An 18,317-nucleotide genomic window follows, 5' to 3' on the forward strand; every position below is an offset into this window, starting at 1 on the left:
GTCACGCCAGACGGGAGGCGAGCTCGTCGATCTTGTCGGGACGGAAGCCCGACCAGTGGCCCTCGTCGGTCACGACGACGGGTGCCTGCAGGTAGCCGAGCGCCTTGACCTGCTCGAGCGCCGTCGCGTCTTCCGAAAGGTCGAGGACCTCGTACTCGATGCCCTTGGCATCCAGGGCACGGTAGGTCGCGTTGCACTGAACGCAGGAAGGCTTGGTGTAGACCGTGATCGACATCTTTTCGTAACCCCTCAAATCTCTGGCCTGCTTCTCATCAGGCTGTTTCCCGGTAGACCCCCTGCCGGGACTTCAATACTACATATGGGGACCGACATTGGGGGCGACCACAAGGGGTAGTAGTTACATCCGTGTAGTTATCCACCGTTCTCTACAGATACAACACAGGTTCTCCACCGTTTCTTCCACAGGCTGAGGCCCCTTCGCTAGGCACTCGAACCGCGGGAAATCGCGGCTGGGAAGCCCCTGTGAGCGATCCATCCACAGGGGGCACGTTACGTCGGCCCACCGACATTCGGATTCCTGTGGAAATCGTCCCTCGGCGTGTCGCGGGCGTGTCGCGGATCGGCCCCTTCGACGACCGGCACCCGCGCCCGGTACCGTTGTCTGGTGGCGGGATATCGGGATCTTCTTCGCACGCCGGGTGTGGCGCGCATGATCGCGGCTCAGCTGACCGCGCGATTCCCCAACGGCATGATGTCCCTGGCGATCCTGCTGCATGTCGAGCAGCAGACCGGCTCCTACGGGTCAGCGGGCCTGGTCCTCGCGGCGACCAGTGTCGGCCAGGCGGTCGCCGGTCCCATCACCAGCCGGTGGATGGGCGCCTGGGGCATGCGGCGCGTGCTCACGCTCACTCTCTCGGTCTGCGTCGTCGCCGTGCTGTGCCTCGCCGTGCTCCCCCTCTCCGTGCCGGGCTTCATGGCACTCGGCATGATCGCGGGGCTGTCGACGCCTCCGATCCAGGCGGCGGTCCGTACGATCTACCCGAAGCTCGTGAACTCCTCGAACCTCACTCCCCTGTTCTCACTCGACGCCTCGCTGCAGGAGATCATCTGGGTGCTGGCCCCGGTCGTGATCACACTGGTCTCCACGCAGATCGGCACCATGGAGGGGCTGCTGCTGGTGGCCGTGGTCCTCGTCGGCGGCGGCGCGTGGTTCATCCTCTCCCCCGAGGTCGGCCGGGTGCGCATCCCGCGCAGCCGCAACGCGCTGGGCACGGTGGTGCTCAAGCCACCCGTGATGCTGGCGACAGTGATCGGCTTCCTGTTGATCGGAGCGTGCTCGGCGGTCGAGGTCGGCGTCGTCGCGACCTTCGAGCACGGCAGTCTCGCGGCCGGCCTCGTGCTCGCGGTGTTCTCGGCGGGCAGCCTCGCCGGCGGGTTGGCGTTCGGGCACATCCCGATCGGCCCGTGGGCGATGGCGCGCCGCCTGCTCATCGTCACGATCGGCCTCGGATTGACGATGGTCATGCTGAACGTCTTCTGGCTGGGCGGGACGCTGATCCTCGCCGGGATCGGCATCGCCCCCGCACTCGCCGTGCTGTTCGCGATCACCTCCGCCAGCGTGAAGTTCAGCGAGACAGCCGAGGCCTTCGGATGGGCGGGCACCGGCCAGCTGATCGGCGCGGCCGCGGGCTCCGCCGTCGCCGGGTTCCTCGTCGACGTCAGCGACTGGCGTGGCGCCTACCTCGCCGCCACGATCTTCGCTGCGGCCGGACTCCTCGTCTCGATCGTCTTCGTCCGTTCGTTCCCCGACCTGCGTCACCGCGACGCGAGCCCGCATCCCGACACCGAACCCCTGGCGGTCACCCCTTCATGAACTCTTCCTCCTCTCTGCGCACTGCCCCCGAGATCGTCTGCATCGGCGAGACCATGGCTCTGATCACCCCGACGGATGCCAGACTCGCGTCAGCCGCCCAGGCATCGATCGGACTGGCGGGTGCGGAATCCAACGTGTCGGCCGGCGTCGCCTCCACCGGGCACCGGGTCGCCTGGGCTTCACGCCTCGGAGGCGACCCGCTCGGAGACCGCGTCGCCTCCGAGCTGGAACGTCGGGGAGTCGAACTGTGGGTCGAGCGCGACGACGCCGCCCCGACCGGCGTGATGTTCAGGACCCCGGGGTCGAGTCCTCCTCCGTCTACTACTACCGTCGGGGATCGGCGGCCTCCCGCATGGAGCCGGGATTCCTGAGCACCGCGCAGCTCGAGGGCGTCCGCATCGTGCACACCACCGGGATCACTCCCGCCCTCTCCGCGTCGTGCCGAGACATGGTCGACCGACTGTTCGCCGATGCGCGCACCGCCGGCGCCCTCGTGTCGTTCGACGTGAACGATCGCCGTCCGTTGTGGAGCCGGGAAGACGCGGCGGAGACGCTCGCGCGCCTGGCGGACGCCGCCGACATCACGTTCGTGGGTCGCGACGAGGCGGAGCGCATCTGGGGCACGGCGACGCCGTCCGCCATCCGTGCCTTCCTCCCGAACTGCGCGCTGCTGGTCGTCAGGACGGCGACGTCGGCGCGACGGCCTTCGACGGCGACGCCGAGCCGGTGTTCGTCCCGGCACCCGTCGTCGACGTCGTCGAGCCGGTCGGCGCCGGGGACGCCTTCGCGTCCGGCTTCCTCGCCGCGACCCTCGACGGAGCCGGCCTCGCCGAGCGACTCTCCGCCGGGCATGCCGCGGCGGAGCGCGTGCTGACGATCGCGGCCGACCTGCCCCCGTTGGCGGCGATCGGCTCCGACTGACGGGGACAGCGTCAGGGGCCAGGGCCGCCACCCGGTCGTAGGCTGGTGCCATGCCTGCACCGCTCACCCTGCCCCGCCTCTCGTGGGGTGCTCCGTCTGCCGCCAGGCGGGCACTCCTGGTCCACGGTCTCGGGTCCTCTGGCGCACTGATGTGGCGCATGGGCGACGCCCTCGCCGGCGCGGGCTGGCACGCGACCGCGGTCGACCTGCGTGGCCATGGCGATGCGCCGCGTTCTCTCGATTACACGGTCGCGGCATACGGTGACGACCTCGCCGCCACCCGCCCTGACGGCGCGGGCCCCTGGGACGCCGTGGTCGGCCACTCCCTCGGCGGCGCGGCGAGCACCGTCGCCGCGGCGTCCGCACCGGACTGGGCCCGTCGGCTCGTGCTCATCGATCCGGCGATCCACGTCGACGGTCGCGACGCGGCCATCGTCCGCAGAAGCCAGGAGCGGGCCTTCGCCGACACGAGACTCGAGGTCGTGCAGCAGGAGCATCCGCACTGGCACCCGCAGGACCATGAGTTGAAGATCGATGCGGTGCGGCGGGCGAGCGCCTGGGCGGTGGAGCAGACCAGTGCACAGAACCAGCCGTGGGATGTGCGCGACGCGGCCGCCCGCCTGACGGTCCCCACGCATGTGATCGGCGCCGACCCCGCCGTCTACAGCATCTTCACGGGAGACCTCGCGAGCGAGGTACTCGCCGCGAACCCGCTGATCACCCTGTCCATCGTCGAAGGAGCAGGTCACTCCCTGCACCGCGACCGCCCTGACGAATCGATCCGACAGCTTCTGGAGGCTCTGGCATGAGCGACTTCGACCCGACCGCATACCTTCCCGACGATCTCCTCGCGCGGATCCGCGAACGCGCACCGATCCACGACCGCGAGAACACCTTTCCGCAGCCGGACCTCGACGAGTTGCGCGCGGCCGGGTACCTGTCGATCCTCGTGCCGACCGAACGCGGCGGTGCAGGCCTCGGGCTCGCCGAGGCCGCCATCCTGCAGCAGCGTCTCGCGGGGGCGGCGCCCGCGACGGCTCTGGCCATCAACATGCACCTGGTGTGGACGGGCGTCGCGAAGGTGTTCTCCGACCGCGGCGTACCCGGCCTGGAGTTCGTCCAGGACGGCGCGGTCGCCGGCGAGGTCTTCGCGTTCGGCATCAGCGAAGGCGGCAACGACCTGGTCCTCTTCGGCAGCGACACGGCGGCCGTGCCGGACGGCGACGGGGGCTATTCGTTCACCGGCACCAAGATCTTCACCTCGCTCGCCCCGGTGTGGACGAAACTCGGCCTGCACGGCCTCGACACCACGAGTGCCGACGCGCCGAAGCTGGTGTTCGCGTTCATCGACCGCACGGATGCCGTGACCACCTCGGACGACTGGGACACGCTGGGCATGCGGGCCACCCAGAGCAGGACCACCCGGTTGAACGGCGCCACGGCGGATGCCGCACACGTGGTGCGACGCATCGACCCCGGACCGAGCCCCGACCCGATCGTCTTCGGCATCTTCTCGGTGTTCGAGATCCTGCTCGCCTCCGTGTACACGGGCATCGCGCGGCGAGCACTGGAACTCGCCGTGGCGACCGCGCAGAAGCGACACTCGAAGAGGACGGGCCTCGCGTACAGTCAAGACCCCGACATCCGCTGGCGCATCGCCGACATGTCGATCGCCTACGACGCACTGCCACCGCAGATCGCCCAGCTCGCCCGAGACGTCGACGACCGGGTCGACAACGGCGCCCGCTGGTTCCCGCTGCTGTCGGGCGTCAAACACCGCGCGATCACCATGGCCAAGCAGGTCGTCGACGACGCCATGCTCGTCGCGGGCGGCGGTTCCTACTTCTCGGCCAACGAGTTGTCGCGGCTCTACCGAGACGTCCTCGCCGGCGCGTTCCACCCCTCCGACCCCGAGTCCGCGCACTCCACGGCGGCCGGGGCGTTGCTGGGTCCCCTCCAGACGTGACCCGTCTTCACCGCTGATTCCGCCGAGGATCGCGGTTTTCACGGCGGAATCGGTTGCCGTACCACGGGCCCGGGTGCGAGGATCGCATCATGGGTCCGAAGAAGCATCCCTCGCTCGACGCGATCTCCAAGACCATCATCGAGCTGCTCCAGGAGGACGGTCGTCGATCGTACTCCGACATCGGACGCGTCGTCGGCCTGAGTGAGGCCGCCGTGCGGCAGCGCGTGCAGCGCCTGACCGAGTCCGGGGTGATGCAGATCGTCGCCGTGACGGATCCGATGCAACTCGGGTTCCCTCGACAGGCGATGATCGGCATCCGCGTGTCCGGCGACACGCGGCGCGTCGCGGAGGCCGTCGCGGCGATCGACGCGGTCGACTACGTGGTCATCACCGTCGGGTCCTTCGACGTGCTCGCCGAGGTGGTCTGCGAAGACGACGACGACCTGCTCGCCCTGATCAACGACGTCATCCGACCGATCGACGGCGTCCTCTCCACCGAGACCTTCATCTACGCCAAGCTGCAGAAGCAGCTCTACAACTGGGGGACCAGATGAGCACCGCCCGCACGATCCCGTCCGAGTCCGCACTGCAGACGATGGCGAAGGACCATCTCTGGATGCACTTCACGCGACAGTCGACCATGGCCGAGTCGGGTGTGCCCATCATCGTCAAAGGCGAGGGACACCGGATCTGGGACGCGAAGGGCAAAGGGTACTTCGACGGCCTCGCGGGCCTCTTCGTGGTGAATGCGGGCCATGGCCGGCGGCGTCTCGCCGAGGCTGCGGCAGCGCAGGCGTCGGAGCTGTCGTTCTTCCCGCTCTGGTCGTATGCGCACCCGGCTGCGATCGAGCTCGCCGATCGTCTCGCCGATGAGGCCCCCGGCGACCTCAACCGCGTCTTCTTCTCCACGGGCGGCGGCGAGGCGGTCGAGACCGCGTTCAAGCTGGCCAAGCACTACTGGAAGCTGCAGGGGAAGCCCGCCAAGCACAAGGTCATCTCGCGAGCGGTCGCGTACCACGGCACCCCGCAGGGAGCATTGGCGATCACCGGGATCCCGGCGATGAAGTCGATGTTCGAGCCGGTCACGCCTGGCGGCTTCCGGGTGCCGAACACGAACTTCTACCGTGCGGCCGAGATGGGCGGCCCGGCTGACGACCTCGAAGCCTTCGGTCGATGGGCCGCCGACCGCATCGAAGAGATGATCCTGTTCGAGGGGGCGGACACCGTGGCCGCGGTCTTCCTCGAACCCGTGCAGAACTCCGGCGGGTGCTTCCCGCCTCCTCCCGGCTACTTCGCGCGCGTGCGCGAGATCTGCGACCGCCACGACGTCCTGCTCGTCTCGGACGAGGTGATCTGCGCGTTCGGGCGGCTCGGACACACGTTCGCGTGCACCGGTCTCGGCTACGTCCCCGACATGATCACGTGCGCCAAGGGCATGACGAGCGGGTACTCCCCCATCGGCGCCACGATCGTCAGCGACCGCGTGTACGAGCCGTTCTCCAAGGGCGACGTCTCGTTCCCGCACGGCTACACCTTCGGCGGGCACCCCGTGTCGGCTGCGGTGGCCCTGGAGAACCTGGCGATCTTCGACGAGGAAGGGCTCAACGCCCACGTGCGCGAGAACTCCCCGCTGTTCCGCACCGAGCTCGAGAAGCTGCTCGACCTGCCGCTCGTCGGCGATGTGCGCGGCGACGGGTACTTCTTCGGCATCGAGCTCGTCAAGGACAAGTCCACGAAGGAGACCTTCGACGACGCCGAGTCGGAGCGGCTGCTGCGCGGCTTCCTCTCACCCGCCCTGTTCGAGGCGGGTCTGTACTGCCGCGCCGACGACCGTGGAGATCCCGTCATCCAGCTCGCGCCTCCACTCACCGTGGGTCCGACGGAGTTCCGCGAGATCGAGCAGATCCTCCGCGATGTGCTGACGCGCGCGCAGTCGGTGCTCTGACGGGCAGGGCACCGCAGCGGGCGCAGGCGGGGCTCGGGTCAGGTGACGGGAACCGCGCTCCGTCTCGCCAGCAGCGCCAGGTGCAGCGCCGCGAGGGTCTCCCCGTCGTCGAGGTCGACCTCGAGCATCTCGCCGATCACCGCGAGGCGCTGGTAGAAGACCGAACGCGAGAGGTGACTCGCGGCCGCCGCCGCGGAACGATTGCCCGGATGGGCGACGAGCGCGGACAGCACATCGAGCAGGTCGCCGCGACGCTCGTCGTCATAGGCCACGACCGGGGCCAGCATCCGCGCACTGTGCGCGAGCAGACGTTGGTCGTCGCGCAGTGACGCGACGAAGCGCTCCAACGGCCGGTCATCCACGCGTCGCACCCGCGGTCCGGACTCGGAGCGATCGCTCACCGCGAGGTCTCTCGCCGCTCGCAGCGAGGCGAGCAGTCCCCGCACGTCTTCGGCGGCGGGACCGACGAAGACCGTGCGGGCGGGACCGACGATGCGCGCGGCCAGAGCATCGCTGAGCAGCAGGGATGACGGGAGTGACAGGAGGGCGACATCGTCGTCGCCCACGCGCGCGGCGACCACCGCTGCTCCGGCGCGCTGCGCCCGGGCCGCGAGCTCCGCTGCCGACTCCGCACCGCGGGCGACGATGCCGTGACAGTGCCGGCCCCGCAGCGCGAAACCACCGGCCCCGAGGCGCGCGGCGATGTCCTCCGGACTCGCGAAGCGCGCGCCGAGCAGATCGTCGATGATGCCCCGCTGGGCGAGCAGCGACCATTCCGCGTCGCCGCCATCCGCGAGGCACCCGAAGGCGAGCGCCGTCGCTCCCCTGCTCGAGCACGGTGAGCCGACCAGCCGGATGTGCCGGCCCCGAGAGGGCGACGAGAGTCCCCCAGCGCACGCCGCGCGCCTGCACCGGGACGCGGTCGGCGTCGGCGAGCTGCCCGAGCGCCTGCGCCACCGGTGTCCGCAGAGTCTCATAGGCGATCACCTCGTGCGCGAGGTTCTGCAGGATCACGGGCGCGCCGAGTGCACGCGCTGTCTCCGCGACGATGACATCGGCAGGCGCACCCTGCAGGCTCAACGCGGTGAAGAGTTCGTGCAGGCGCTGTCGCTCGCCCAGTGCATCGGTCTGGGCGGCGATCAGCGACCTGTGCACCGACTCGGTCACGGCGACGAACTTGATCTCCCTGTAGAGGGCGATGAGTGCGAGCCCGACCTCTCTGCACGTCTCGGCGAGGGCTTCCGGAACCCGCGTCTGACCGGAGCCGAGCTCGACGACGATGCCCGCGACGCCCGTGCGATGAAGCGTCATGGCGAACTCGCGCAGAGCGTCGGCCGCCGTCGGCCACCCTGCTCCGGTGCTGAGCAGCAGCTCGCCGCCATCGAGCAGACGAGCGACGCCCGCGTTGTCCGAGACGTGCACCCAGCGCACATCGACGTCGAGAGCGGCGCCTCCGACGATCACCTCCGGCGCGCCGCCCTGCAGCACCGGATCGGCGAGCACGTCGGCCACGGTGAGCAATCCGTCGGTCCGGGCCGGACGATCTGTCCGGATTCCAGTCAAGTCCTGACGTTCTGACACCCTCGGACACCTTCACGCTCTGTGATCATGGAGAAACATCAGCGTACTCGACACTCAGTCAGAGTGTATGAACACCGCATTCTTCACGAGCCGGAGGAACAATCGTGGACATCGTCCGTCACGTCATCAACGGAGTGGAAGCCGCCGAGGCGGCCCGCACCGGCCAGGTCTTCGACCCCGCAACCGGCCGGGTGTCGAAGCAGGTCGCCTTCGCCTCGGCCGCCGAGGTGGAGTCCGCGATCGCCGCCGCAGAAGCAGCGCTTCCCGCATGGCGCGAGACGAGCCTGATCAAGCGCGCCGACGTCTTCTTCCGCTTGCGTCAGCTGCTCAAGGAGCGCACCCCGGAACTCGCGGCGATCGTCACCTCCGAGCACGGCAAGGTGCTCTCCGACGCTGCGGGCGAGGTGTCGCGCGGCATCGAGAACGTCGAGTTCGCCGCCGGCCTCGTGCACCTGCTCAGGGAGAGCGCAGCGAGCAGGTCGCGCGCGGTGTCGACGTGCATTCGGTCAAGCAGCCGGTCGGCGTGGTCGCGGCGATCACGCCCTTCAACTTCCCCGTCATGGTGCCGCTGTGGATGGTGGCCTCGGCCATCGCCTGCGGCAACACGGTCGTGCTCAAGCCGAGCGAGAAGGACCCGTCGGCGGCGGTGTGGATCGCGAAGCTCTTCGCCGGCGGGCCTGCCCGACGGAGTGCTCAACGTCGTCAACGGCGACAAGGAGGCCGTCGATGCCCTCCTCGAGTCCCCTGAGGTGTCCGCGATCAGCTTCGTCGGGTCGACCCCGATCGCCCGCTCGATCTACCAGCGCGCGTCCGCCGCCGGCAAGCGCGTGCAGGCGCTCGGGGGCGCGAAGAATCACATGGTCGTCATGCCGGATGCCGACATCGACGCCGCGGCCGACGCCGCGGTCTCCGCCGCCTACGGCTCGGCCGGCGAGCGCTGCATGGCCGTCTCGGTGCTGGTCGCCGTGGGCGAGGTGGCCGACGACCTCGTCGCCGCGATCGCCGACCGCATCGACGGCCTCACGATCGGCGCGGGCACGGATGCCGCGAGCGAGATGGGTCCGCTCATCACGCGCGAGCACCGCGACAAGGTCGCCTCGTACGTGACAGGAGCCGAAGCGGAGGGCGCGACCGTCGTCGTGGACGGCACCACGAAGGAGTTCGATTCCGAGGGTTTCTTCCTCGGCGTCAGCCTCATCGACCAGGTCGCCCCCGGCATGAAGGTGTACGACGACGAGATCTTCGGCCCAGTGCTGTCGGTCGTCCGCGTTGACACCTACGCCGACGCGGTCGCCCTCGTGAACGCCAACGCCTACGGCAACGGCACGGCGATCTTCACGCGCGACGGCGGCACCGCCCGCCAGTACGAGTTCGACATCGAGGTCGGCATGGTCGGCGTCAACGTGCCGATCCCGGTGCCCGTCGGCGCCTACTCGTTCGGCGGCTGGAAGGACTCGCTGTTCGGCGACTCGCACATCTACGGCCCGGAGTCGGTGCACTTCTACACGCGCTCCAAGGTCGTCACCACCCGCTGGCCGGACCACACCCCTCGCAGATCGACCTCGGCTTCCCGAGCAACCACTGAGCGGAGACGACATGACGACCTACACCGACCGACACGGGTTCGCGCACCCGCTGCCCGCCCCCGACGCCGAGGCGCAGGTGCGCGCGGACGACCGCGGGCACGTCTTCCACTCCTGGAGCGCGCAGGCCCTGATCGATCCGCTGCCTGTCGCCGCTGGCGAGGGTTCGACGTTCTGGGACTATCAAGGCAACGCGTACCTCGACTTCTCCAGCCAGCTCGTGAACCTCAACCTCGGCCACCAGCATCCCGACCTCGTCGCGGCGATCCAGCAGCAGGCGGGGCGTCTCGCGACGATCCAGCCGTCCATCGCGAACGATGTGCGCGGCGAGCTGGCCCGCCTGATCGCCGAGGTCGCGCCGGACGGACTGGAGAAGGTGTTCTTCACCAACGGCGGCGCCGAGGCCAACGAGTACGCGGTGCGCATGGCCCGCCAGTTCACCGGCCGCCGCAAGGTGCTCTCGATGTACCGCAGCTACCACGGCTCCACCTCGACCGCGATCTCGCTGACCGGCGACCCGCGCCGCTGGGCGAACGACACCGTCGACTCCGGAGCGGTGCGCTTCTTCGGCCCTTACCTGTATCGCTCCCCCTTCCACGCGGAGACTCCGGAGCAGGAGTCGGAGCGGGCACTGGCGCACCTGGAGCAGACGATCCAGCTCGAGGGTCCGCAGACCATCGCGGCGATCATCATCGAGACGGTCGTGGGGACGAACGGCGTGCTCGTGCCGCCGCCCGGCTACCTGCAGGGCGTGCGCGAGCTGTGCGACCGTCACGGCATCGTGTACATCGCCGACGAGGTGATGGTCGGCTTCGGTCGGCTCGGCGAATGGTTCGGCATCGACGCGTTCGACGGCCGCCCCGACCTGATCACCTTCGCGAAGGGCGTGAACTCGGGCTACGTGCCGCTCGGCGGTGTGGTGATCTCCGACCGCATCGCGAGCGCCTTCGACACGATGCCCTTCGCGGGCGGACTCACCTACTCCGGACACCCTCTCGCGTGCGCGGCCGGCGTCGCCACGTTCGAGGTGTTCCGCCGCGACGGCATCCTCGAACGTGTGCGGGATCTCGGCGCGCGTATCGTCGAGCCGACCGTGCGCTCCTGGGCCGAGAGGCACCCGAGCGTCGGCGATGTGCGGGGCCTCGGTCTGTTCTGGGCGGTCGAGCTGGTCCGCGACGCCGAGACGCGCGAGCCGCTCGTGCCGTTCAACGCCGCAGGGGCGGACGCCGCGCCGATGGGAGCATTCGCGGCCGCCGCGAAGAAGGCGGGGGTCTGGCCCTTCACGCACTTCAACCGCGTGCACGTCGCTCCACCCCTGGTGATCGACGAGGACGAGCTCGTGCGCGGACTCGCCGCGATCGACGAGGCGCTGACCGTGACGGACGAGGCCGCCGCGCGCTGACCCGAGGGGCGTGCCGACCCCGACCAGGTCAGATCAGGAAGCCCCGCAGCAGCGCCTCCGACCCGGCCAGATGGTCGCGCATCGCCGCCTCGGCGGCGTCGGGGCGTCCGGCCAGGATGGCCGACACGATGCTCTCGTGCTGCTCTCCTGAGTGCTGGATGTTCCGCGGCATGAGCGGGAACGTGTCGAGCCAGGCGTTGACGTCGGCCCTGTTCTCGGCCACGAGTGCGACGAGCGAGGGGATGCCGGCGGCCTCCGCGATCGCCAGATGCAGCAGCGTGTCGAGGCGCCGGTACTCCTCGGGTCCCGCCGGCAGCGCGGCCTCGTGCCGTGCCCAGAGGTCGGCGCGGGTGGCGGCGTCGAGCGTCCGACTCGCGGCGGCTCTGGCAGACCCGGCTTCGAGCACGCGGCGGAGTCCGAGGACATCGTCGAGGTGTTCGGGGGCGACGGCCGAGGACACCGACGGATGCGGGAGCGGATCAGCCACGAACGTCCCGCCGTACCGACCTCGGCGGGGCAGGAGGTAGCCGGTGTCGGCGAGTTCGCGGATCGCCTCCCGCACGGTGTCTCGGCTGACCCCGAACGAGGCGGCGAGCTCGCGCTCCGGCGGCAGCGACTCCCCGGCGCGACCACGCCGAGCCGGATCGTCTGCACGAGCCGGGCCACCGCGTCCTCGAGGGCGTTGCCACGCCGCAGCGGCCGGTAGACCGCCTTCCGCACCTCGACGAGGTCGCCGTCGGAGGAGTGCTCGCTCATGCCTTCACCCTGTCACAGCGAGGTGGGGGTCGCTCACAGCGGCGTGACGTAGGCGTTGGTGATGCCGCCGTCGACCACGAACGCGCTGGCGGTGATGAACGAGGAGTCGTCGGAGGCGAGGAAGGCGACCGCGGCCGCGAGCTCCTCCGGCTCGGCGAATCGTCCCATCGGCACGTGCACGAGACGTCGTCGTGCGCGCTCCGGGTCCTTGGCGAACAGCTCCTGCAGCAGCGGCGTGTTCACCGGTCCGGGGCACAGGGCGTTCACTCGCACACCCTGGCGGGCGAACTGCACACCCAGCTCGCGCGACATCGCGAGGACCCCGCCCTTGGACGCGGTGTAGCTGATCTGCGAAGTCGCCGACCCCAGCAGCGCCACGAACGACGCGGTGTTGATGATCGACCCGCGTCCGGCGGGGACCATGTGCCGCAGCGCCGCGCGGCTGCACAGGTACACGCTCTTGAGATTGACGTCCTGCACCCGGTCCCATGCGGGGAGCTCCGTGGTCTCGATCGAGTCATCATCGGCAGGAGAGATGCCCGCGTTGTTGAACGCGATGTCGATGCGCCCGAACTCCTCCGCGACGCCGTCGAACAACGCGTTCACCTTCGCTTCATCGGCGACGTCGACCGGACGGAACGCCCCGCCCACCTCGGCCGCCGCCGCCTCACCGGTCGTCGGGTCGACATCGGCGATCACGACGAAGGCTCCCTCGGCGGCGAAGCGCTTGGCGGTGGCGAACCCGATGCCGCTCGCACCGCCGGTGATGATGGCGACGCGATCGCGGAGTCGTTGGGTCAGGTCGATGCTCATGAGGGTTCTCCGTTCCGGATGGGGTGGGTTGCGCGGCGATCAGAGGTCGTCGGTCGCGAAGAAGACGTTCTTGGTCTCGGTGAAGTGCTCGGCCGCGTCCGGGCCGAGCTCCCGCCCGAGGCCCGACGCCTTCATGCCGCCGAAGGGGTGGCGTAGCGCACCGAGGAGTGGGAGTTCACCGAGAGCACCCCGCTGCGCACACCCCGCGCGACGCGCACGCCGCGGCTCAGGTTCTGCGTCCATACCGACCCGGCGAGGCCGTAGATCGTGTCGTTCGCCAGGCGGATCGCGTCGGCTTCGTCCTCGAAGGGCATCACTGCGACGACGGGCCCGAACACCTCCTGCTGCGCGATCCGATCGGCGGGATCGGCGAGCACCACGGCCGGGGCGAACCAGAACCCGTCCCCCTCGGGCGCCGTGCCACGGAAGGCGATGTCGGCGCCGTCGAGGAACGAGGCGACGGTGTCGCGGTGCCCCGCCGAGATGAGGGGTCCCATGTCGGTGTCGTCTCGTCCAGGATCCCCGACGCGCCACGCGGCCACGGCGGGCTCGAGGAGTTCGAGGAAGCGGTCGTAGACCGAGCGCTGCACGAGCAGTCGGCTGCGGGCGCAGCAGTCCTGGCCGGCGTTGTCGAACACGGAGCCGGGGACACCTGCCGCCGCCTGTTCGAGGTCGGCGTCGGCGAAGACGATGTTCGCGCTCTTACCGCCGAGTTCGAGCGTGACCGGCTTGAGCGCCCGCGCGCACCCGGCCGCGACCTCGATGCCCACCTCGGTCGAGCCGGTGAAGACGACTTTGCGCACGTCGGGGTGCTCGACCAGGCGCTGGCCGACGACCGATCCGGAGCCCGTGACGACTTCGAACAGTCCCTCGGGCAGACCGGCCTCACGTGCGAGCTCGCCCAGACGGATCGCCGTGAGCGGGGTCAACTCCGCCGGCTTCAGCACCACGGCGTTGCCCGCGGCGAGCGCGGGCGCGAACGCCCACGACGCGATCGTCATCGGGAAGTTCCATGGCACGATGACACCGACCACGCCATACGGGTCGTGGAAGGTGACGTCGAGTCCGCCGGCCACCGGGATCTGCCGCCCGGACAGGCGTTCGGGGTCGGCGGAGTAGTAGTTCAGCACCTGGGCGACGTGCGCTGCCTCCCATCGCGCGGAGCCGATCGGATGCCCGGAGTTGCGCACCTCCAGCTGCGCCAGCTCCTCGGCCGCGCCCTCGACGGCACGGGCGAAGGCCCTGAGCGCATCGGCGCGGGCGACCGGAGCGAGGGCCGCCCACCGGCGCTGTGCGGCGACGGCACGCGCGATGGCGGCATCGGTCTCGGCGACATCGGCGCGTGCCACCTCGCGGATCGCCGTGCCGGTCGACGGGTTGATGACGGTGAACGCGCTCATCGGGCGCCCTCCTTCCGACCCGCGGCGAACACGCGAGCCTGTGAGACGAGATCTTCGAAGAGGCGCCGGTCCTCGGCGTTCTCCTCCGGGTGCCACTGGATGCCGACCACGTGTCCGCCCGACGTGTCGACGAACGCCTGGACGAGCCCGTCGTCGGAACGCGCCGCGGCGATCAGCCCCTCACCGAGGCGGTCGATGCCCTGATGGTGGTAGCTGTGGACGCGCGCGTCGCCGGCGCCGAGGACCCCGCCAACGCCGTGTCGTCCGTCACCTCGATGTCGTTCTCGGCGAAGACACCCCCTCCGAGGCGGTAGCGCTCGGTGCCGAGCGACTCGGGCAGGTGCTGCTGCAGCGTCCCGCCGCGGGCCACGTTCACGAGCTGCAGACCACGGCAGATCGCGAGCACCGGCATCCGGCGCCGCTCCGCCGCCCGGAACAGGGCGAGCTCCCACGCATCGCGATCGACGCGGGCGGGGTCGGTGAGCGGATGCCGCTCCGCGCCGTAGAGCTCGGGCGCGACGTCGGCACCCCCGGAGAGGATCAGCCCGTCCATCCCCGCGATGGCCGCATCCGCCGCGTCTGGGTCCTGCGGGGGCAGCAGCAGGGCGATGCCGCCCGACGCGGTCACCCCGGTCAGGTACTGCTCGGGAAGGAACGCGGCGCGCACATCCCACACCCCCTGCTGCGCCCGTTCGAGGTAGGTCGTGACGCCGATCAGCGGGGCGGGGTCAGAGCCGTTCGAAACCACGGATGCGCTCCCAATCGGTGACGGCGGCGTCGTAGGCCTCGACCTCGATGCGTGCCTGGTTCAGGTAGTGGTCCACGACATCGTCGCCGAACGCCTCGCGCGCGATGGTCGAGGCGCTGAACAGCTGCGCAGCCTCGCGGAGGGTGGTGGGCAGGTGCTCGACCCCGGCCTCGTACGCGTTGCCGGTGAAGCGCTCGGGCAGCGGAAGCTCGTTCTCGATGCCGTACAGGCCACCGGCGATGATGGCAGAGATGCCGAGGTACGGATTGACGTCGCCGCCCGGCACCCGGTTCTCGACCCGTAGTCCCGACCCCGAGCCGATCACCCGCAGGGCGCACGTGCGGTTGTCGATGCCCCAGGCCACCCCGGTCGGGGCGAAGCTGCCCTTGGCGAAGCGCTTGTAGGAGTTGATGTTGGGCGCGTAGAGCAGGGTGAACTCGCGCAAGGTGGCGAGGATGCCGGCGATCCAGTGCTCCATGACGGGGCTGAATCCGTGCTCGCCGTCGCCGGCCATGACCGGTGTGCCGTCCTCAGCGCGCAGCGAGAGGTGGATGTGGCAGCTGTTGCCCTCCCGCTCGTTGAACTTGGCCATGAAGGTGAGTGCCTGCCCGTGCTGCTCCGCGATCTCCTTCGCGCCGTTCTTGTAGAGCGCGTGCTGGTCGGCGGTCTCGCGCACTTCGGCGTAGCGGAACGCGATCTCCTGCTGGCCGAGGTTGCACTCCCCCTTCACGCCTTCGCAGTACAAGCCCGCCCCGTCCATACTGTTGCGGATGTCGCGCAGCAGCGGCTCGAGCCTGGTCGAGGCGAGCAGGTTGTAGTCGACGTTGTAGTCGGTCGACGGGGTCAGCCCCTCGTACTTGCGGGCCCAGGCGTCGCGATAGGTGTTGTCGAAAACGATGAACTCGAGCTCTGTGCCCGAGAACGCAATCCAGCCCCGCTCGGCGAGACGGTCGCGCTGACGATCCAGGATGGCCCGCGGGGAGGGCCCGACCGGCTCCCCGTTCCCCCACACGAGGTCGGCGATCACGAGCGCGGTGCCGGCGAGCCACGGGATCCGTCGCAGCGTCGCCACGTCCGGCCGCAGCACCATGTCGCCGTACCCGCGGTCCCACCCCGACATCGCGTAGCCGTCGACCGTGTTCATGTCGACGTCGACCGACAGCAGGTAGTCGCAGGCCTCGGCGCCGTGATGCAGGATGTCCTCCTGGAAGAGCCGGGCGGAGACCCGTTTGCCGACCAGCCGTCCCTGCGCATCGGCGAAGGCCACGATCACCGTGTCGATCTCGCCGGCGGCGATGCCGGCATCCAGCTGCTCGATGCTCAGGTTTCCCGACATCTTCTCGCTCCCGTCGTCGTGGTGAAGCGATCGTCCGACCGGCTTCGCCCTCAGAGTAGATCACCTCGCGGTTTAAAGGTAGACGAAACCACCATTGACTGCCACAATCATGCCCAAGGTGCACCCGGCGCCTGTGTGTGCATGCGAACGGAGAGCGGATGTCTGAGCAGAGCAATGAATCTCGCAAGGTCGCTGGGGCGACCTATACACGGGCCGGGAGCGAGTACTTCGAGAAACGGACCCTGAAGCGCTCGGCCGGCGTCTGGGGCCTGTGGGGTCTCGCGGTGGCCGCGGTCATCTCCGGCGACTTCTCCGGATGGAACTTCGGCATCGACTTCGCCGGCTTCGGCGGCATGCTCATCGCATTCGTGATCCTCGTGCTGATGTACTACGGGATGATCTTCGCGATCGGCGAGATGGCGGCCATGATGCCGCACACCGGCGGCGCGTACTCGTTCGCCCGCTCCGCGATGGGGCCGTGGGGCGGCTTGGTGACGGGAGCAGCGGAGACGATCGAGTATGTGGCGACCACGGCGGTGATCGTCTACTTCTCGGCGTCGTATGCGAACGGCATCACCAGCGAGCTGCTGGGACTCGAGCTGCCGGGGTGGGTCTGGTACCTCATCCTCTACATCGTCTTCATCGCCTTGAATTCGGCGGGAGCGGCGATCTCGTTCCGCTTCGCGATCGTCGTCTCGATCATCTCGATCGGCATCATCGTGGTGTTCTCGCTGATGGCGATCTTCTCCGGCGCCTTCAGCTGGGATGCACTGTGGGACATCGCCCCCGACCCCGGCCAGACCGAGTTCCTGCCGCACGGCGTGCTGCCGATCCTGTTCGCCCTGCCCTTCGCGATGTGGTTCTTCCTGGGGATCGAAGAACTGCCCCTCGCCGCGGAGGAATCGCACAACCCGACGCGCGACATCCCGAAGGCCGGGTTCTGGGCCCGTGGCACCCTCATCGTCACCGGTCTCCTGGTGCTGTTCCTCAACACCGGCGTGATCGGTGCAGAGGCGACCGGCACGGCCGGGGAGCCGCTGCTCGACGGCTTCCGCGCGATCGTCGGCGACCAGCTCGCCGCGGTGCTGGCGCTCTTCGCCCTGATCGGCCTGCTCGCCTCGCTGCAGGGCATCATGTTCGCCTACGGCCGCAACATGTACTCCCTCTCGCGCGCCGGCTACTACCCGCGATTCCTCTCCCTCACCGGCACGCGGCAGACGCCATGGGTGGCCCTGGTCATCGGCGCGGCCATCGGCTTCGTCGCCCTCATCGTCCTCGACGTCCTCGCGGCGGTCGACGCCGAGGGCGCAGGAACCGTCGCCGGTGCGATCGTGTTGAACATCGCCGTCTGGGGCGCGGTGCTCGCCTACGGGCTCCAGCTGGTGTCGTTCATGATCCTGCGGAAGAAGTACCCGGACGTCGAGCGCCCGTACCGCAGCCCGTGGGGCATCCCCGGTGCGGCACTCGCACTGGTGATCGCCGCGCTCATCTTCGTCGGCTTCCTGCTGAACCCGACGTTCGGCCCGGCGATCATCGCCATCGCGATCGTGTACGTGGTGATCCTGCTCGGCTTCGGACTCTTCTTCCGCCACCGCCTGGTGCTCTCGCCCGAGGAGGAGTACGCCATCTCGGGCGGATCGCACGGCGACCCGCAGGCCGAGGGATACGACGCCATGGAGGACGAAGTGTTCGACGGCGGCAGGTGAGCCCGCCCGCAGCGCCTCGACGTCCACGTCGGGGCGCTGCGTCGTGTCTACTTGCGGTCGAAGTCGAACGCCTTGAGGAGCTCGAGCACCGCCTTGTCGCGTTCCTCGCCGCCCTCGTCGAACATGTGGGTGACGTGCGTGCGCAGGTGGTTCTCCAGCAGCAGCCGATTCAACGACTCGAGGGATCGCTGGATCGCGCGGGACTGCGTGATGATGTCCATGCAGTACTCCTCGTTCTCGATCATCCGCGCGACCCCGCGCATCTGCCCCTCGAGGATGCTGGTGCGGTGCAGGGCACGCTTCTTGATGTCTTCGATCACGTCTCG

14 protein-coding genes and 6 pseudogenes are annotated in these 18,317 nt (G+C 69.4%); 11 read left to right on the forward strand and 9 right to left on the reverse strand.

Annotated elements, in window-relative coordinates:
* Nucleotide 1 precedes the first annotated feature (1 nt).
* Entirely contained in the window at nt 2-235 is a 234-nt protein-coding gene (gene nrdH, locus K1X59_RS14155; protein ID WP_220173517.1) for a glutaredoxin-like protein NrdH, read from the reverse strand.
* A 390-nt stretch (nt 236-625) separates the two neighbouring features.
* Here nrdH and K1X59_RS14160 point away from each other — a divergent pair, with 390 nt between their 5' ends.
* The 8 genes and pseudogenes from K1X59_RS14160 to K1X59_RS14185 all read left to right on the forward strand — a co-directional run bounded on the left by K1X59_RS14160 (nt 626) and on the right by K1X59_RS14185 (nt 6,666).
* Nucleotides 626-1,834 carry an MFS transporter gene (locus tag K1X59_RS14160; RefSeq protein ID WP_220173518.1) on the forward strand — a complete coding sequence of 403 codons (1,209 nt, stop codon included), beginning with the start codon at nt 626-628 and terminating at the stop codon, nt 1,832-1,834.
* Entirely contained in the window at nt 1,831-2,205 is a 375-nt protein-coding gene (locus K1X59_RS21640; RefSeq protein WP_258566857.1) for a PfkB family carbohydrate kinase, read from the forward strand. Before K1X59_RS14160 ends, K1X59_RS21640 begins: the two co-directional genes overlap by 4 nt.
* Nucleotides 2,187-2,432 (forward strand): annotated as a pseudogene (locus tag K1X59_RS21645) (sugar kinase); the annotation flags it as partial. The gene K1X59_RS21640 and the pseudogene K1X59_RS21645, both read left to right, overlap by 19 nt.
* A gap of 128 nt (nt 2,433-2,560) precedes the next feature.
* Complete coding sequence (locus K1X59_RS21650) at nt 2,561-2,755, forward strand: PfkB family carbohydrate kinase (protein ID WP_258566858.1); 195 nt, start codon at nt 2,561-2,563, stop codon at nt 2,753-2,755.
* Between the two features lie 50 nt (nt 2,756-2,805).
* Nucleotides 2,806-3,564, forward strand: coding sequence for an alpha/beta fold hydrolase (locus tag K1X59_RS14170; RefSeq protein ID WP_183150542.1), 759 nt, complete (start codon nt 2,806-2,808; stop codon nt 3,562-3,564).
* Complete coding sequence (locus K1X59_RS14175; protein ID WP_220173519.1) at nt 3,561-4,721, forward strand: acyl-CoA dehydrogenase family protein; 1,161 nt, start codon at nt 3,561-3,563, stop codon at nt 4,719-4,721. Before K1X59_RS14170 ends, K1X59_RS14175 begins: the two co-directional genes overlap by 4 nt.
* 89 nt (nt 4,722-4,810) lie before the next feature.
* Nucleotides 4,811-5,275, forward strand: a complete 465-nt coding sequence (locus K1X59_RS14180; RefSeq protein WP_183150543.1) for an Lrp/AsnC family transcriptional regulator — start codon at nt 4,811-4,813, stop codon at nt 5,273-5,275.
* Complete coding sequence (locus K1X59_RS14185; protein WP_220173520.1) at nt 5,272-6,666, forward strand: aspartate aminotransferase family protein; 1,395 nt, start codon at nt 5,272-5,274, stop codon at nt 6,664-6,666. Before K1X59_RS14180 ends, K1X59_RS14185 begins: the two co-directional genes overlap by 4 nt.
* Before the next feature lie 38 nt (nt 6,667-6,704).
* Here the strand turns inward: K1X59_RS14185 and K1X59_RS21655 are convergent, their stop codons facing one another.
* Together K1X59_RS21655 and K1X59_RS21660 are read right to left on the reverse strand one after the other, a co-directional pair.
* Nucleotides 6,705-7,643: a helix-turn-helix domain-containing protein gene (locus K1X59_RS21655; protein ID WP_258566859.1), complete on the reverse strand. Its 939-nt coding sequence runs from the start codon at nt 7,641-7,643 to the stop codon at nt 6,705-6,707.
* A gap of 226 nt (nt 7,644-7,869) precedes the next feature.
* A pseudogene (locus K1X59_RS21660) lies at nt 7,870-8,247 on the reverse strand (PucR family transcriptional regulator ligand-binding domain-containing protein); the annotation flags it as partial.
* Nucleotides 8,248-8,351: 104 nt separating this feature from the next.
* Here K1X59_RS21660 and K1X59_RS14195 point away from each other — a divergent pair.
* Nucleotides 8,352-9,832, forward strand: a pseudogene (locus tag K1X59_RS14195) (CoA-acylating methylmalonate-semialdehyde dehydrogenase).
* Nucleotides 9,833-9,843: 11 nt separating this feature from the next.
* Nucleotides 9,844-11,232 (forward strand): aspartate aminotransferase family protein, encoded by a 1,389-nt coding sequence (locus K1X59_RS14200; protein ID WP_220173521.1) that lies wholly within the window; start codon nt 9,844-9,846, stop codon nt 11,230-11,232.
* Nucleotides 11,233-11,260: 28 nt separating this feature from the next.
* Here the strand turns inward: K1X59_RS14200 and K1X59_RS14205 are convergent.
* The 5 genes and pseudogenes from K1X59_RS14205 to K1X59_RS14225 all read right to left on the reverse strand — a co-directional run bounded on the left by K1X59_RS14205 (nt 11,261) and on the right by K1X59_RS14225 (nt 16,285).
* A pseudogene (locus K1X59_RS14205) lies at nt 11,261-11,988 on the reverse strand (FadR/GntR family transcriptional regulator).
* Between the two features lie 33 nt (nt 11,989-12,021).
* Nucleotides 12,022-12,801, reverse strand: a complete 780-nt coding sequence (locus tag K1X59_RS14210; protein WP_220173522.1) for a 3-oxoacyl-ACP reductase — start codon at nt 12,799-12,801, stop codon at nt 12,022-12,024.
* A 39-nt stretch (nt 12,802-12,840) separates the two neighbouring features.
* A pseudogene (locus K1X59_RS14215) lies at nt 12,841-14,201 on the reverse strand (aldehyde dehydrogenase family protein).
* A pseudogene (locus K1X59_RS14220) lies at nt 14,198-14,949 on the reverse strand (gamma-glutamyl-gamma-aminobutyrate hydrolase family protein). Before K1X59_RS14220 ends, K1X59_RS14215 begins: the two co-directional pseudogenes overlap by 4 nt.
* Nucleotides 14,930-16,285: a glutamine synthetase family protein gene (locus K1X59_RS14225; RefSeq protein WP_183150547.1), complete on the reverse strand. Its 1,356-nt coding sequence runs from the start codon at nt 16,283-16,285 to the stop codon at nt 14,930-14,932. Before K1X59_RS14225 ends, K1X59_RS14220 begins: the two are co-directional and overlap by 20 nt.
* 158 nt (nt 16,286-16,443) lie before the next feature.
* Here K1X59_RS14225 and K1X59_RS14230 point away from each other — a divergent pair, with 158 nt between their 5' ends.
* The gene (locus K1X59_RS14230) at nt 16,444-17,991 is read left to right on the forward strand and encodes an amino acid permease (RefSeq protein WP_183150548.1); all 1,548 of its coding nucleotides are present in this window, start codon (nt 16,444-16,446) and stop codon (nt 17,989-17,991) included.
* 47 nt (nt 17,992-18,038) lie between these two features.
* Here the strand turns inward: K1X59_RS14230 and K1X59_RS14235 are convergent, their stop codons facing one another.
* On the reverse strand, nt 18,039-18,311 hold the full coding sequence (locus tag K1X59_RS14235; protein WP_017202671.1) for a metal-sensitive transcriptional regulator: 273 nt from the start codon (nt 18,309-18,311) through the stop codon (nt 18,039-18,041).
* Between the last annotated feature and the right edge of the window lie 6 nt (nt 18,312-18,317).

Origin of the sequence: Microbacterium sp. Se5.02b (assembly GCF_019464375.1) — a bacterium.
Taxonomy (GTDB): domain Bacteria; phylum Actinomycetota; class Actinomycetes; order Actinomycetales; family Microbacteriaceae; genus Microbacterium.

Coding starts and splice junctions, on each gene's coding strand:
- nrdH (WP_220173517.1), bottom strand. CDS start 235: ATGTCGATCACGGTCTACACCAAGCCTTCCTGCGTTCAGTGCAACGCG.
- K1X59_RS21640 (WP_258566857.1), top strand. CDS start 1,831: ATGAACTCTTCCTCCTCTCTGCGCACTGCCCCCGAGATCGTCTGCATC.
- K1X59_RS14170 (WP_183150542.1), top strand. CDS start 2,806: ATGCCTGCACCGCTCACCCTGCCCCGCCTCTCGTGGGGTGCTCCGTCT.
- K1X59_RS14175 (WP_220173519.1), top strand. CDS start 3,561: ATGAGCGACTTCGACCCGACCGCATACCTTCCCGACGATCTCCTCGCG.
- K1X59_RS14180 (WP_183150543.1), top strand. CDS start 4,811: ATGGGTCCGAAGAAGCATCCCTCGCTCGACGCGATCTCCAAGACCATC.
- K1X59_RS14185 (WP_220173520.1), top strand. CDS start 5,272: ATGAGCACCGCCCGCACGATCCCGTCCGAGTCCGCACTGCAGACGATG.
- K1X59_RS21655 (WP_258566859.1), bottom strand. CDS start 7,643: ATGAGACTCTGCGGACACCGGTGGCGCAGGCGCTCGGGCAGCTCGCCG.
- K1X59_RS14200 (WP_220173521.1), top strand. CDS start 9,844: ATGACGACCTACACCGACCGACACGGGTTCGCGCACCCGCTGCCCGCC.
- K1X59_RS14210 (WP_220173522.1), bottom strand. CDS start 12,801: ATGAGCATCGACCTGACCCAACGACTCCGCGATCGCGTCGCCATCATC.
- K1X59_RS14225 (WP_183150547.1), bottom strand. CDS start 16,285: ATGTCGGGAAACCTGAGCATCGAGCAGCTGGATGCCGGCATCGCCGCC.
- K1X59_RS14230 (WP_183150548.1), top strand. CDS start 16,444: ATGTCTGAGCAGAGCAATGAATCTCGCAAGGTCGCTGGGGCGACCTAT.